We start from the raw sequence: 15,101 nt of genomic DNA on the forward strand, positions 1-15,101 counted from the left end.
AACCTTGACCACATTACCGCAACGCCTGTTTCAGCGGTAGCGTTTTGTCGGGCTATTTTGATCCTGTTCAGCCAGCCAGGCTAGCTTTTCGCCAATTTTGCCTTCAAGACCGCGCTGCGTGGGGATGTAATACCGCGTTTGTGCCATTTCCGGTGGGAAATAGACCTCACCGGCAGCATAGGCGTTCACCTCATCATGGGCATAGCGATACGCTTTACCCAGGCCCATCTCTTTCATTAATTTGGTCGGCGCATTGCGCAGATGTTCAGGCACATCGTAGTCGGGATTATCACGTGCATCATGCAGGGCAGCTTTGAAGGCGGTATAAACTGCATTGCTTTTGGGCGCACACGCCAGATAAACAATGGCCTGGGCGATAGCCCGCTCGCCTTCCGCCGGGCCGACACGGGTAAAGCAATCCCATGCTGAGATTGCTACCTGCATAGCGCGTGGATCGGCATTCCCGACATCTTCAGAAGCAATAGCTAACAGCCTCCGGGCGACATATAAAGGATCGCCTCCTGCGGTAATGATGCGTGCATACCAGTAAAGTGCGGCATCAGGTGCTGAACCACGAACCGATTTATGAAGCGCAGAGATCAAATCGTAAAAGCGATCGCCTTTATTATCGAAACGCGCTGCACGTTCACCTGAAACCTCATTCAATAGTTGCGGCGTCAGTTCGCGTTGCCCTGCCGCATTGGTTTCAGCCATATCGGCCATCATTTCCAGCGTATTGAGTGCGCGTCGGGCATCGCCATTAACCAGTTCAGCAATCATCCGTCGCGTGTTATCAGGCAGCACGATATCACTGTCACCGTAGCCGCGTGTCTTATCCTGCATTGCCTGATCTAAAACCTGCTCTGTGTCCTCACTGGTGAGTGATTTCAACAAATAAACGCGCGCACGCGATAACAAGGCTGAGTTAAGTTCAAATGAGGGATTTTCAGTAGTCGCACCGATAAAAGTGATGGTGCCATCTTCGATATGCGGTAAGAAGGCATCTTGCTGGCTTTTATTAAAACGATGTACTTCATCAACAAACAGGATGGTGCGACGGCCAACCTGCTTGCTTTGCCGCGCACGCTCAATCGCTTCACGAATCTCTTTCACGCCTGATGTTACCGCTGAGATACGTTCAACATCTGCATTGCCGTAACGCGCAATAATCTCGGCTAGCGTGGTTTTACCTGTTCCCGGCGGTCCCCACAAAATCATTGAGTGCAGATGGCCCGCTTCGATGGCACGTGGCAAGGGCTTACCGGGCGCAAGCAAGTGTTGCTGACCAATGTACTGTTTCAGGGTTTCTGGCCGCATACGCGCGGCCAGCGGTTTGAAATCTTCGTCGGAAAAATCCAGGGACAGGTTACTCACCACGACCTCATTGACGTTGATCGTCCACCGTCACGCCTGCAGGCGGTGTGAACGTAAATTTGTCTGGGCTGATTGCGCCATTTTTTTGGCTTTTCAGCTGATAGGTGCTGCGCTGACCATCTTGCTCAATGGCGCTGAACTGATTGATGGTACCGCCAGGCGTCACCGTAATCGTGAATTGCTTCAGGTTGCCATCGCTGTTTTTCGGTGTCAGCTCAAAATTATCGCCCTGCTGCCTGATGTTATATTGCTGCCAGTCGCTGGACTGATTACGCGCAATCAGCATGAAAGGTGTATTACTGGTGGCATCTTTTAACAGACTGACCGTTGCCTGCTCGACAAAGGGGTTGTAAAACCATAACGATTTACCATCAGAGATAATGACGCTTTCGTCTGGCGCCGTCATATGCCAGTTAAACAGACTGGGGCGTTTAACCCACAGCTCACCTTCGCCGTCCTGTACATTTGCGCCGGTTCCGTCAGTGACTTTTTGAGTAAAGCTGGCGTGAAAACTGCTGACCTTATTTAAACGCTGCTGCAAGTCACTGGAAGCATCAGCCAATACGCTGGCAGAGGCAAAAGTGGCCATCAGGCCCAAAGCGATTACACGTAATTTCATCTGCTTCAATTCCTTATCTATTTGTTCCCATTAATAACTGCATTAAGCCTGGTCGCCGCCCTGCAATTTAAACAGGAGAAAAAACCGAAAGCATAGTCAGAGATGGGGATCATCCAGCGATAAACAATGAGCCAGTATAAACTGGCTCATTAATTTATGTTTCAAAGCTTATGTGTCAATTACATCTCATGAGGAGGTGGAGACAAGACTTCGCGGTTACCGTTATGGGCCGGAGGCGAAACAATGCCCTGCGCTTCCATCTGTTCGATGATACGCGCTGCACGGTTATAGCCAATACGGAACTGGCGCTGTACGCCCGAGATCGAGGCGCGGCGTTTATCCACAACAAAAGCAACCGCCTGATCGAACAGCGGATCAAGCTCTTCATCGCTGTCGATGCCACCCACACCGCCTTCGTTCTCTTCACCGGCAGTGATACTTTCGATGTATTGTGGACGCCCCCGCGCCTTCCAGTCCTGAACAACCGCATGCACTTCCTGATCGCGCACAAAGGCACCGTGAACGCGCACTGGCATAGAGGAGTTTGGTGGCATATAAAGCATGTCACCCATGCCCAACAGAGATTCCGCGCCCCCTGATCAAGAATGGTACGCGAGTCAATTTTGCTGGAAACGGTAAAAGCGATACGGGTTGGAATGTTGGCTTTGATCAAGCCGGTTATGACATCCACCGAAGGACGCTGCGTTGCCAGCACCAGGTGAATACCCGCAGCACGCGCTTTCTGTGCCAGACGTGCAATCAACTCTTCGACTTTTTTACCCACAGCCATCATCAAATCGGCGAATTCATCCACCATGACGACGATATAAGGCAGTTTTTCCAGCACGGGCGGTGTCATATCCATGCTATCGCCCGGTTTCCAGAACGGATCGGGGATAGGACGGCCCATCGCTTCAGCTTGCTCAACTTTCTCGTTGTAACCTGCCAGATTACGTACGCCTAACGCAGACATCAGCTTGTAGCGACGCTCCATCTCACCGACACTCCAGCGCAGCGCATTTGCGGCATCTTTCATGTCAGTAACGACTTCAGTCAGCAAATGCGGAATGCCTTCGTAAACTGACAGCTCCAGCATTTTGGGGTCAATCATGATAAAGCGAACTTCTTCCGGCGTCGCTTTATAAAGCATGCTGATAATCATGGTGTTTACGCCAACGGATTTCCCCGATCCCGTCGTCCCTGCGACCAGTAAGTGTGGCATTTTTGCTAAATCAGCAACAACAGGCTGGCCAGCAATATCTTTTCCTAATACCACCGCCAGCGGCGACGGATTATCACGGAATTTGACGCAGTCCAGCACTTCACGCAGATAAACGGTCTGACGATGCTTATTCGGCAATTCCAGCCCAACATAAGGTTTACCTGGTATAACTTCCACAACACGAACCGCCACTGTCGAGAGTGAACGCGCCAGATCGCGTGACAGATTTGAAATGCGCGCCGCTTTTACACCAGGCGCCAGATCGAGTTCAAAGCGGGTAATAACCGGTCCGGGTGAAATGCCAACGACTTCAGCTTTCACACGATAATCACCCAGACGCGACTCAACCAGACGCGCCGTTTGCTCCAGCGCAAACATATCAACCGGCTCTTCCTCTTCTGGCGGTGCCGTCAACAGGTCAAGAGAGGGCAACGGCGTAGACGGCTTCTCCAGCGGCTGTTCGTGACGCATCAGGAAAGGATGAATCAGGCTGTCATGTAATGACGGTTTCGCTTCGGTAACGGCTGCTGGCTCAGGCGCTGTAGCAGCAAAATCTGTGTAGGCTTCAGGCGCAGGAACCTGTGCAGGCGCTTGCGGTGCGGAGACTTCCGTCACCTGCTGCCAGGGTTCGTGAGTCACTACGGGTTCTTCTGACTCTGGCGTAGCCGCGATAGTAAATAACGGTTCAGTCGGTCCCTCATCCACCAGATCTTTCATCGGTGAAAAGTCGAAAGCAGAGGAGGTATCAAGAGTGAATACGGGTGCCGCTTGTTCAACACGCTCCGGCTCATAACGCTGCTGCTGCTGTTCAGCAAACTGGCGTGCCAACGCAGCTTGCTGCAACGCCTCTTCCTCTTCCTCGTCATCATTCTGCTGCCAGCTTTGACCGTAACGCTGCTGCTGTTCAGACTGAAAGGCTTCACGTAATTTAGCTTGCTGTAAGGCTTCTTCATCCTCTGCCGTCCAGGCACTATTTTCGGCAGATGATGTGCTGCTCTGTGCCGCCGCCGCCTCTTCCGCTTTCGCTTTCTCTTCTGCCATCCGCTGAGACGGTAATTTAATGCCGTAAGAAGCCAGTTCACGGCGCGTCGGCAGTTTCACCGGATTAGGGCGTGGTAATGCAGGGCCAATACCTTGCTTAACCTGTGGATTGACATTGATCTCCGGGGCGAGATCAAAGGCTGGCGATGGCGGTGTAGCACGACTCGCAGCAGACGCTGCTGCCCCTGCGACAAAGGCTGACGCAGCGGGCACGTCCGGAATTGATGAAGAGGCTTCACGCCAGTTACCCATTTTAGGTTCATCATCATAAGATGTGAAACTTGCGGCAGGCGTTGATTCTTCAGGGAGTTCAAAACGATACAGCGGTGGAGCAACCGCTTCAGCCGATGCAGTTGGCTGAACAACAGGTTGTGCAGGTGCTGTATAAGGTTGTATAGCGGGTTGTGCTGGTGCCGCATAAGGTTGTGTAGCCGGTTGTGCAGGCGATGCCGCCACTGGTGCCGCATAAGGTTCTGTAGCGGGTTGTGCAGGTGCTGCTGTTGGAGCCACAGCAGCGGTTGCTGTTGGCGCTACAGGCGCTAAAGTGATATCCGCGGCTTCTATCGTGGTGGCAACCGCTGCACTCGTTGCCGCTGCGGCTTTTGCTAACAAGGGATCTTGCTCTGGTGCCCTATCAGGTTCAACCGAGACGCTACGTGGAGCAGAAAGCAGCACATCCTCTTCATCGCTCTCTTGAGAATGAGCAGGTGAGGTGCGTGCAGATTTACGCACGGCAATCTCATCATGCTCATCTTCCTCTTCCTGCCAGGGTTCATCATGGCGCGAGCGGTTGCTGGCAAATGTCAGCACACCCATTACTACGCCACCAATTCTTTCAGCGATAGTGAGCCATGACCAACCGGTATATAACGTAATGCCTGCCGCCCAAACGCACAGCAATGCAAGTGTGCCGCCCGCCGGACTAAACCAGGGGGCCATAGCATTGCTCACCAGACTACCGATCACGCCGCCCGAGGCGAAATACCAGATGTCATCCGCGTTTAAGGCAGCCATGCCACACGTCGTGACGACCAGCGCCAACACACCGATTAAACGCAGCCCAACGGCAAAATAGTCAAAATAATCCTGGTTGTCGCGCTGACGAAACGCTATCCAGCAGAGTCCAAGGATGACCGGTGGAATGGCATAGGCCATTACTCCAAATATGAAGAGTAAGGTATCGGCAAGCCAGGCGCCTACGCTGCCGCCAATATTATGAATGGGTTCGTGCCAGGCCGTTTGCGACCAACTCGGGTCGGAAGGGTTAAAACTGACTAAAGAAACCATCAGATAGATGGCAAAAAGTGCCACCAGGATGAGTAACGCTTCCAGCAGACGACGTCCACTGCTTAGCGATTGTAACGAAACGTCTTTATCTTCTGTGTATTCCTGGCTCAAGAGAACTCTCCAGGTGCCTGTAAAGTATGAAGCAACAGCGTCGGGCTACCCCGACGCTGGTCCCTGTATGAATTCACAGGAGTGTACCGAAATCCCACACGGTTTGCACCTGCCCCGCATTAGCGAGTTTTAATCACCAGACGATTACTCTGTTTGACTTCTTCCATTACCACGTAAGTACGCGTGTCGTTTACACCGGGCAGACGCAACAAGGTTTCACCGAGTAATTTGCGGTAAGCAGACATATCAGGCACGCGCGTTTTTAACAGGTAATCGAAATCGCCGGAAACGAGGTGACACTCTTGAGTTTCCTCAAGTTTTTGCACAGCGGCGTTAAATTGTTCAAACACGTCTGGCGCGCCGCGATTCAGAGTAATCTCAACAAATACCAGCAGTGATGCATCCAGATAATGCGGGTTTAATTGCGCAGTGTAGCCAAGAATAAAACCTTGACGTTCAAGGCGACGCACACGCTCAAGACATGGCGTAGGCGATAATCCTACGCGTTTGGAAAGTTCTACGTTTGAAATACGACCATCTTTCTGAAGTTCATTCAGAATATTTCTGTCGATTCTGTCGAGGTCTTTCCCGGGGCGTTTCTTATTGTCTACCATTATTATTGTCTCTCTTAATTCCTTCCCTTTACCTGCCACGCCCTGAAAACGCTCATTGTTCGGGGCATTTTTGAAGTGAAGTAACCGAGCCTGTGCGCTAACGCACCCATCCGCATGACGCATGCTGTCTGTCCACATCATGCGTCATTACCCATGTCAGGCTGCTTTTATTCGGTATTGCATGCAAAACAAGGCATGAAACCCTGTTTTGTTCCGATTAACGTTCTTCGCTTCTGACACTGTTTTCGCAAAAGCGCAGGCGATTGTCAAAGTAAAATGTCCAAATCCAGTACAAGATGCCAGACACTACGCTGGGTAACTGTTTTTAAATGAGTATTTTTGAACTGCTGCACCACAAAAAGCCGATTTTTGCCCCTTTTGGCGCAGCAGAGAGGCGAAATCCGGTGTCATCGACTACGCCGTTTGCAGCTATCGTTAACAAAATCGCCCAAGCCTTGTCATTGCAACAGGTTATTCCCTACAATCGCAGGCTATGTCAGCCGAATGAAACTGAGGAACGCATGAGTACGGCCAAACACAGTAAGCTACTCATTCTGGGCTCCGGCCCAGCGGGTTATACCGCAGCCGTTTATGCTGCACGCGCCAACCTGAACCCGGTGCTGATCACCGGCTTAGAGAAAGGCGGTCAGCTCACCACCACCACTGAAGTGGAAAACTGGCCGGGCGATCCGCACGATCTGACAGGGCCATCACTGATGGAACGCATGCATGAGCATGCAGAAAAGTTCAATACTGAAATTATTTTCGACCATATTCATACGGTTGATCTGCAAAATCGCCCATTCCGTTTAACCGGCGATAGCGGTGAATATACTGCTGATGCTCTGATCATCGCCACCGGTGCGTCTGCACGTTATCTGGGTTTGCCTTCTGAAGAAGCTTTCAAAGGTAAAGGCGTATCCGCATGCGCGACCTGTGACGGATTTTTCTACCGTAACCAAAAAGTCGCCGTTATTGGTGGGGGTAATACTGCGGTTGAAGAAGCACTCTATCTGGCGAACATCGCTTCAGAAGTGCATTTAATTCACCGTCGTGACAGCTTCCGTGCAGAAAAAATCTTAATTGATCGCCTGATGGAAAAAGTACGTAACGGCAATATCGTGCTGCACACCGACCGTACGCTTGAAGAGGTGGTGGGCGATCAAATGGGTGTGACCGGCCTGACTTTACGCTCAACGCATAACAGCGAAGAAACTGAAGCACTGGAGGTTGCTGGCCTGTTTGTTGCTATCGGTCACAGCCCAAACACAGCGATTTTTGATGGTCAGTTAGAACTGGAAAACGGCTATATCAAAGTGCAGTCTGGCCTGCACGGCAACGCGACACAAACCAGTATTCCTGGCGTGTTTGCGGCGGGCGACGTTATGGATCATATCTATCGTCAGGCTATTACTTCAGCAGGTACAGGCTGTATGGCGGCGCTGGATGCAGAACGTTACCTTGACGGTTTGGTTAAAAACGATCGCTAAGTTGTTAATCCCCTGATCGTAATTGTCAGAGGCGACTGTTTTTCAGTCGCCTTTTTATTGTCGTCATGCTAGATTCATGCCCCTATAGTGGATGGGGATTTCTCCCCGGTTTTCATTGGTCATCGGCACACTTCACGGTCTCGCATGAACAAATCGCGGCAGCAGCATCTTACCCGCTGGCTACGCCAGCAACGCAGTCACGCCAGAAGCTGGTTGCGAATCGCTACGCTGCTGGGCACAGCCAGTGCGCTGATCATTATCGTTCAGGCTGGTTTGCTCGCTTCCCTTCTTCAGGCACTGATTATTGAACAGCAGCCCCGCGAGCAATTAATCCCCTCTTTTGGCCTGCTGCTGCTGTGCTTTGCTCTACGCGCCGGACTGAATTATGGACGAGAACAAGCGGGCTTTCGTGCCGGTCAGGCTATTCGTCAGGCGTTGCGTAAAACCATTCTGGATCGCTTGTCTGAACTGGGTCCGGCCTGGATACAGGGTAAGCCTGCTGGCAGTTGGGCAACCCTGCTGCTTGAACAGATCGAAGAGATGCAGGATTACTACGCCCGCTATCTGCCCCAGATGACGCTGGCCGTGGTGATCCCATTTTGTATCTTAATTACGCTGTTTCCTCTTAACTGGGCCGCAGGTTTAATTCTGTTCGTCACCGCCCCGCTAATTCCGCTGTTTATGGCACTGGTTGGCATGGGGGCAGCCGAGGCTAACCGGCGCAATTTTATCGCGTTAAGCCGACTCAGCGGCGATTTCCTTGATCGTCTGCGCGGGCGTGAAACGCTCCGCCTGTTCTTTCGCGGCGAAGCAGAGAAAGCGGCAGTTGCCGCTTCAACGGCTGATTTTCGTCAGCGCACCATGGAAGTCTTACGCCTGGCGTTTCTCTCTTCCGCCGTGCTGGAATTTTTCGCTTCGTTAGCAATTGCCGTTGTTGCAGTCTATTTTGGCTTTTCCTATTTAGGTGAGTTGCACTTTGGTGATTACGGCCAGGGTGTGACGCTGTTTGCAGGCTTTTTAGTCTTAATCCTCGCGCCAGAGTTCTTTCAGCCGCTGCGCGATCTCGGCACCTTTTATCATGCTAAAGCGCAGGCAGTAGGCGGTGCGGACACGCTGGAACGCTTTATGCAAGATGCGCCCGCTTCACCGGCACCAGCAGAACAAATTGCCTTCACATCCGCCTCATCCCTTGAACTGGTGGCAAAAGATTTACAGGTTTATGCCCCAGCAGGAGACCGGCTTTGTGGTCCATTGACTTTTACGCTTGCGGCGGGTCAGCGGGTGGCGCTGGTTGGGCAAAGCGGCGCGGGGAAAAGCGCCCTGATGAATGCACTGCTCGGTTTTTTACCTTATCAGGGCTCGCTCAGGGTTAACGGCGTGGAATTGCGCGACATTATTCGCACTCACTGGTATCAGCAAGTTGCCTGGGTGGGGCAAAATCCGCATCTTCCTGCCTGCACCGTGCGTGACAATATTTTAATGAACACCTCTTATGATGCATCGCGGTTCAACGTGGTATTACAGGCGTGCGGGATCAATGAATTTTTACAGCGTCTGCCGCAAGGTCTGGATACTCAGCCTGGTGACGGCGGCACAGGCCTGTCGGTAGGCCAGGCACAGCGTATCGCCGTGGCGCGGGCGCTGTACAAATCATCGAATTTGCTGTTGTTGGATGAACCTGCTGCCAGCCTGGATGCCCTTAGCGAAAAGCATATTATGCAGGCGCTGAATCGGGCCGCTACGCAACAAACCACGTTAATGATTACGCATCAACTCGACAACCTGGACGGCTGGGAAGCCATTTGGGTAATGCATGAAGGGCAACTGGTGCAACAAGGAAACTGGCAACAGGTAAGCGCACAACCAGGCCCTTTCAAACAGATGCTGCAACATCGCCAGCAGGAGATTGCCTGATGTCCGCGCTGCGTCCTTTTCTTCTTCTCTGGCTACGCCATCCTTATCGCTTAGCGACAGGCGTAATACTGGCTATCGTCACGCTGCTGGCAAGCATTGGCCTGTTAACGCTTTCAGGCTGGTTTCTTGCCGCGTCGTCAGTGGCGGGCCTGGCTGGATTATACAGTTTCAATTATATGCTACCGGCGGCTGGCGTACGCGGTGCGGCGATTTCACGTACCGCTGCACGTTATTTTGAACGTCTGGTCAGCCATGATGCGACTTTCCGTGTTTTGCAACACCTGCGTGTCTTTACCTTTAGCCGTTTGATGGCCTTATCGCCCGGCCAGCTTTCCCGTTTTCGCCAGGCTGATTTACTCACTCGCTTTGTCAGTGATGTCGACACGCTCGATCACCTCTATCTGCGTGTCATTTCACCGCTGATCGGTGCTTTTGTGGTTATCTTGTGCGTCACGCTGGGGCTCAGTCTGATTGATCTCCAGCTCGCCCTGGTGCTGGGCAGCGTTATGTTAGCGACGTTATTGATACTGCCCCCCTGTTTTATCGCCTGGGCGGCCCGGCCGGACGCACAATTGCACAAGGACGTGTCGCATGGCGGATCCAACTGACCCACTGGTTAAGCGGCCAGGCTGAATTACTGCTGTATGGCGCAGCCCCGTTATGGCGTCAACAGCTGGATGAGCTGGAGCGCGGCTGGCAGCACGCTCAGCATCAGCAACAGCGTTTACATGCGTTTTCCCAGGGCGCGCTCCTGCTTGTTAGCGGCATTACCGTGACCTTACTTCTTTGGATGAGTGCTGCAACAGTCAGCGAAAATATGCTGCCAGGACCGCTCATTGCGCTGGTGGTATTTTGTGCGCTGGCTGCCTTTGAAGCTCTGGCCCCCGTAGCCGGTGCGTTTTTGCCGCTTGCACAAGTGATCGCTGCCGCGCAGCGCGTCAATGCTATTATCGATCAGTCGCCCGCGATTACCTTCCCTGCCTCGGCTGAGATGAAACCGGGTAGCGTAAAGGTAAAAATTAATAATCTGACCTTTACCTATCCCGATCGTCCCGATGCGGTGCTTAATGCTTTTTCTCTCCAGGTTAAGGCGGGTGAACGTATCGCGCTGCTTGGGCCAACCGGCTGTGGTAAATCCACATTACTGGCTCTGTTAACCCGCGCATGGGATAGCCAGCAGGGCGAAATCCTGCTTAACGATGTGCCGCTGACCACCCTGAATGAAGCCCAACTGCGTCAGCGCATCAGCGTTGTGACGCAGCGCGTGCATCTGTTTAGCCAGACGTTACGTGATAATTTACGCATCGCCAACCCGACCGCGAGTGATGACACGCTTACAGAAGTGCTGAATCAGGTTGGGCTGGCATCGTTACTGGCGAATAATGAAGGGTTAAATGCCTGGCTTGGCGACGGCGGCCGTCCGCTGTCTGGCGGCGAACTGCGCCGGTTAGCGATTGCCCGGGCGATGTTACACAACGGTGATTTATGGTTGCTGGATGAACCCACCGAAGGATTAGACGCCAGCACAGAGCAGCATATTCTGGCGTTGCTCAATCAGGTTACCCGGGGTAAAACGGTGATTATGGTGACGCATCGTTTAAGCGGTTTGCATCAGCTGGATCGGATTTGTGTGTTAGATAACGGTGAAATTATTGAGCAAGGTCACCACGCCGAACTAATCTCAAAAAGTGGACGTTACTGGCGTTTCCAGCAACGCTTTACGCTATAGTTTTAGCGAAGAGCTAACAGGTAGAACAACCTAATGAGACTGGTACAACTTTCACGGGAGTCACTGCATTTTCCGCCGCCAGAAATGGCGCTACGTGAGCCAAACGGCTTGCTGGCAATGGGCGGTGATCTTTCCCCTGCTCGTTTACTAAATGCGTATCAGCGCGGCATTTTCCCTGGTTTTCACCTGGCGATCCCATTTTGTGGTGGTCGCCCGATCCGCGTGCCGTTCTGTTGCCTGAATATTTTCATCTCAGCCGCAGCATGAAACGTTTTCACAAGCAATCGCCCTATCGCGTGACGATGAATGAAGCTTTTGCCGACGTGCTGGAAGGCTGCGCCAGTAGGCGTCAGGAAGGAACCTGGATCACTTTCGAGGTTAAACGCGCCTGGTTACGTTTATATGAATCCGGTCACGCGCATTCGGTTGAAGTATGGAACGGGCACAAATTAGTCGGCGGCATGTACGGTTTAGCATTGGGGCAAATTTTTTGCGGTGAGTCGATGTTTAGTCGCCAGGAAAACGCTTCAAAAACCGCACTTTGGGTGTTTTGCCAGCATTTTGTTAAGCATCAGGGCAGACTGATCGATTGTCAGGTCATTAATCCCCATACTGCGTCCCTTGGTGCCCAGGAGATCCCGCGTGTGGATTACCTGCAATATGTGCAAAGCCTTGCCTGGCAGCCTGTCAGCGAGGGTTGCTGGCGTACTCAGACCCTTTTTTAACATCACACCGATGTTTTGCACACATAAAGCCGTATAAGTGATATAATAAGCGAGTTTGGTATGTCGTCCGCGCTTTGCGTTATAAGCCGGAATTGCCAGGCTGGGAATCTCAACGCACTCTCGGAACTGTTTCAATCGTGCGCGTGTAACCGGTTGATACAGATTCTTAGCCCGCTAATCCCCCGCAGACGTCACATAAACACCCCAATTTAACCGAGATGCTCGCGTTATAACGCGAAGCACGGCGAAGCGTTGGCAAAATCGTCGACGGTTCTTTACATAAATCGTTGAATTGGGCATTATCTTGCCGGTTCAACTGAAAGGTAGTACACCCAGAGGATTCGATGGCCAAAGAAGACAATATTGAAATGCAAGGTACCGTACTGGATACGTTACCTAACACCATGTTCCGCGTAGAACTTGAGAACGGACACGTGGTTACCGCTCATATCTCCGGTAAAATGCGTAAAAACTACATCCGCATCCTGACGGGCGACAAAGTGACAGTCGAGTTAACCCCGTACGACCTGAGCAAAGGCCGCATTGTCTTCCGTAGTCGCTAAGTTGCTTCAGTGCGCTGGGCGTAATTAATACGTAACAGCGAAAAAAAGGCCGGATTATCATCCGGCCTTTTTCATTTCTGACATCGGCACATTAATGCACTGTGCCTTCAGTTTTACGTTTTTCCGCGCTCAGGAAGTGATAGGTCAGCTGACCTTTCTCTTTATCCAGTTCAACAGAAACCGATCCCCCCTCTACCAGCGAACCAAACAGCAGTTCGTTAGCCAGTGGTTTTTTCAGATTTTCCTGCACGGTACGCGCCATAGGACGTGCGCCCATCGCTTTGTCGTAACCTTTTTCCGCCAGCCAGTCGCGCGCTTCATCACTGACTTCCAGCGATACGCCTTTCGCATCCAGCTGCGCCTGCAACTCAACAATAAACTTGTCGACCACCTGATGAATCACTTCCGGAGACAAGTGACGGAACCAAATGATGTTGTCGAGGCGGTTACGGAACTCTGGTGTAAAGATCTTTTGATCTCTTCCATCGCGTCGGTGCTGTTGTCCTGATGGATCAGGCCAATAGATTTACGCTCTGTTTCACGCACACCGGCATTGGTCGTCATCACCAGCACCACGTTGCGGAAGTCCGCTTTGCGTCCGTTGTTGTCCGTTAGCATACCGTTGTCCATAACCTGCAACAGCAGGTTGAACACGTCCGGGTGCGCTTTCTCAATTTCATCCAGCAATACCACTGCATGAGGATGTTTGATTACCGCATCGGTCAGTAAACCACCCTGGTCAAACCCAACGTATCCTGGAGGCGCACCGATCAAACGGCTGACGGTATGACGTTCCATATACTCGGACATATCAAAGCGCAGCAGTTCAATGCCCAGAGCTTTTGCCAGCTGGACAGTAACTTCGGTTTTACCCACGCCAGTCGGGCCTGCAAACAGGAAAGAACCCACCGGTTTGCGATCCTGGCCTAAACCTGCACGACTCATTTTGATCGCTTCGGTCAAGGCTTCGATAGCATTATCCTGTCCAAACACCAGCATTTTGAGGCGATCCCCAGATTTTTCAGCGTATCGCGGTCGGTTGCCGATACGCTCTTCTCTGGAATACGGGCAATACGTGCAACCACTGATTCAATATCAGCCACGTTCACGGTTTTCTTACGCTTGCTGGCTGGCATCAGTCGGGCTCGCGCCCCTGCTTCATCAATCACGTCAATAGCTTTATCTGGCAGATGACGATCATTAATGTATTTTACCGCCAGCTCAACCGCCGCACGCACCGCTTTCGCGGTATAGCGTACATCGTGGTGCGCCTCATATTTTGGCTTCAGGCCATTCAGGATCTGCACTGTCTCATCAACTGACGGTTCGGTGATATCGATCTTCTGGAAACGACGCGCCAGGGCACGATCTTTCTCAAAGATATTGCTGAATTCCTGATAAGTAGTGGAGCCCATCACGCGAATCTTACCGCTGGAGAGCAGCGGCTTGATCAGGTTAGCAGCATCGACCTGTCCACCTGATGCCGCACCGGCACCGATAATGGTATGGATTTCGTCAATAAACAGAATGCTGCTGTTATCCTGCTCCAGCTGCTTCAGCAACGCTTTAAAGCGTTTTTCGAAATCACCGCGATATTTAGTGCCCGCCAGCAGCGAACCGATATCCAGTGAGTAGATGGTGCAATCTTTCATGACTTCCGGTACATCGCCCTGCACGATACGCCAGGCAAGACCTTCCGCAATAGCCGTTTTACCAACGCCCGATTCACCCACCAGCAGCGGGTTATTCTTGCGACGACGGCACAACACCTGAATGGTACGTTCCAGCTCTTTGTCGCGACCGATCAGCGGATCGATTCCGCCCACGCGAGCAAGCTGATTGAGATTGGTGGTGAAGTTTTCCATACGATCCTCCCCGCCTGCTTGCTCTTCGTTAACCGGATTTTCTGCGTTCGGCGCCTGGCCGGGTTCGTCTTTACGCGTACCGTGAGAAATAAAGTTCACCACATCAAGGCGGCTGACTTCGTGTTTGCGCAGCAGGTAAGCCGCTTGCGACTCCTGCTCGCTGAAAATGGCAACCAGCACATTGGCGCCGGAGACTTCGCTTCGACCCGATGACTGGACATGGAAAACCGCACGCTGCAGCACGCGCTGGAAGCTGAGCGTCGGCTGAGTGTCGCGCTCCTCTTCACTGGCAGGCAGCACCGGTGTGGTTTGTTCGATGAAGGCTTCGAGTTCCTGCCTTAGAGCCACTATATCCACCGTACAGGCTTCCAGTGCCTCTCTGGCCGACGGGTTACTGAGCAGAGCCAGTAACAGATGCTCGACGGTCATAAACTCATGACGGTGCTCACGCGCTCTGGCGAAAGCCATGTTTAAACTGAGTTCCAGTTCTTGATTGAGCATTAGGCACCTCCCCCAATTATCGCTCTGATGACCTGTTTCCTATATG

The 15,101-nt window shown here is 52.2% G+C and carries 7 protein-coding genes and 3 pseudogenes; 5 read left to right on the plus strand and 5 right to left on the minus strand.

The window, feature by feature from the left end:
• Nucleotides 1-30: 30 nt before the first annotated feature.
• From O3W44_RS06640 to lrp, 4 genes are all read right to left on the minus strand, one after another.
• The gene (locus O3W44_RS06640; RefSeq protein ID WP_269292459.1) at nucleotides 31-1,374 is read right to left on the minus strand and encodes a replication-associated recombination protein A; all 1,344 of its coding nucleotides are present in this window, start codon (nucleotides 1,372-1,374) and stop codon (nucleotides 31-33) included.
• A gap of 7 nt (nucleotides 1,375-1,381) precedes the next feature.
• The gene (gene lolA / locus O3W44_RS06645) at nucleotides 1,382-1,993 is read right to left on the minus strand and encodes an outer membrane lipoprotein chaperone LolA (RefSeq protein WP_269292460.1); all 612 of its coding nucleotides are present in this window, start codon (nucleotides 1,991-1,993) and stop codon (nucleotides 1,382-1,384) included.
• 175 nt (nucleotides 1,994-2,168) lie between these two features.
• The gene (locus tag O3W44_RS06650) at nucleotides 2,169-5,654 is read right to left on the minus strand and encodes a DNA translocase FtsK 4TM domain-containing protein (protein ID WP_442954614.1); all 3,486 of its coding nucleotides are present in this window, start codon (nucleotides 5,652-5,654) and stop codon (nucleotides 2,169-2,171) included.
• Nucleotides 5,655-5,773: 119 nt separating this feature from the next.
• Nucleotides 5,774-6,268, minus strand: a complete 495-nt coding sequence (gene lrp, locus O3W44_RS06655) for a leucine-responsive transcriptional regulator Lrp (protein ID WP_006118610.1) — start codon at nucleotides 6,266-6,268, stop codon at nucleotides 5,774-5,776.
• Between the two features lie 521 nt (nucleotides 6,269-6,789).
• Between lrp and trxB the strand changes: the two genes are divergently transcribed.
• The 5 genes and pseudogenes from trxB (at nucleotide 6,790) to infA (ending at nucleotide 12,689) form a co-directional block, all read left to right on the plus strand.
• Nucleotides 6,790-7,758 carry a thioredoxin-disulfide reductase gene (gene trxB, locus O3W44_RS06660; protein WP_269294378.1) on the plus strand — a complete coding sequence of 323 codons (969 nt, stop codon included), beginning with the start codon at nucleotides 6,790-6,792 and terminating at the stop codon, nucleotides 7,756-7,758.
• Between the two features lie 144 nt (nucleotides 7,759-7,902).
• Nucleotides 7,903-9,672: a heme ABC transporter permease/ATP-binding protein CydD gene (gene cydD / locus O3W44_RS06665; protein ID WP_269292461.1), complete on the plus strand. Its 1,770-nt coding sequence runs from the start codon at nucleotides 7,903-7,905 to the stop codon at nucleotides 9,670-9,672.
• Nucleotides 9,672-11,401, plus strand: a pseudogene (cydC, locus tag O3W44_RS06670) (heme ABC transporter ATP-binding protein/permease CydC). Before cydD ends, cydC begins: the two are co-directional and overlap by 1 nt.
• A 33-nt stretch (nucleotides 11,402-11,434) precedes the next feature.
• Nucleotides 11,435-12,126, plus strand: a pseudogene (aat, locus tag O3W44_RS06675) (leucyl/phenylalanyl-tRNA--protein transferase).
• A gap of 344 nt (nucleotides 12,127-12,470) precedes the next feature.
• Entirely contained in the window at nucleotides 12,471-12,689 is a 219-nt protein-coding gene (infA, locus tag O3W44_RS06680) for a translation initiation factor IF-1 (RefSeq protein WP_002211347.1), read from the plus strand.
• A 91-nt stretch (nucleotides 12,690-12,780) separates the two neighbouring features.
• On the opposite strand, the pseudogene clpA reads toward infA, so the two are convergent.
• Nucleotides 12,781-15,055 (minus strand): annotated as a pseudogene (clpA, locus tag O3W44_RS06685) (ATP-dependent Clp protease ATP-binding subunit ClpA).
• Between the last annotated feature and the right edge of the window lie 46 nt (nucleotides 15,056-15,101).

The organism is Pantoea sp. LMR881, from assembly GCF_027157825.1.
GTDB lineage: Bacteria > Pseudomonadota > Gammaproteobacteria > Enterobacterales > Enterobacteriaceae > Pantoea > Pantoea haifensis.

What these genes read in the sequence shown, in the direction of transcription:
- infA (WP_002211347.1), top strand. Translation starts at nt 12,471, where the DNA reads ATGGCCAAAGAAGACAATATTGAAATGCAAGGTACCGTACTGGATACG.
- trxB (WP_269294378.1), top strand. Translation starts at nt 6,790, where the DNA reads ATGAGTACGGCCAAACACAGTAAGCTACTCATTCTGGGCTCCGGCCCA.
- cydD (WP_269292461.1), top strand. Translation starts at nt 7,903, where the DNA reads ATGAACAAATCGCGGCAGCAGCATCTTACCCGCTGGCTACGCCAGCAA.
- lrp (WP_006118610.1), bottom strand. Translation starts at nt 6,268, where the DNA reads ATGGTAGACAATAAGAAACGCCCCGGGAAAGACCTCGACAGAATCGAC.
- lolA (WP_269292460.1), bottom strand. Translation starts at nt 1,993, where the DNA reads ATGAAATTACGTGTAATCGCTTTGGGCCTGATGGCCACTTTTGCCTCT.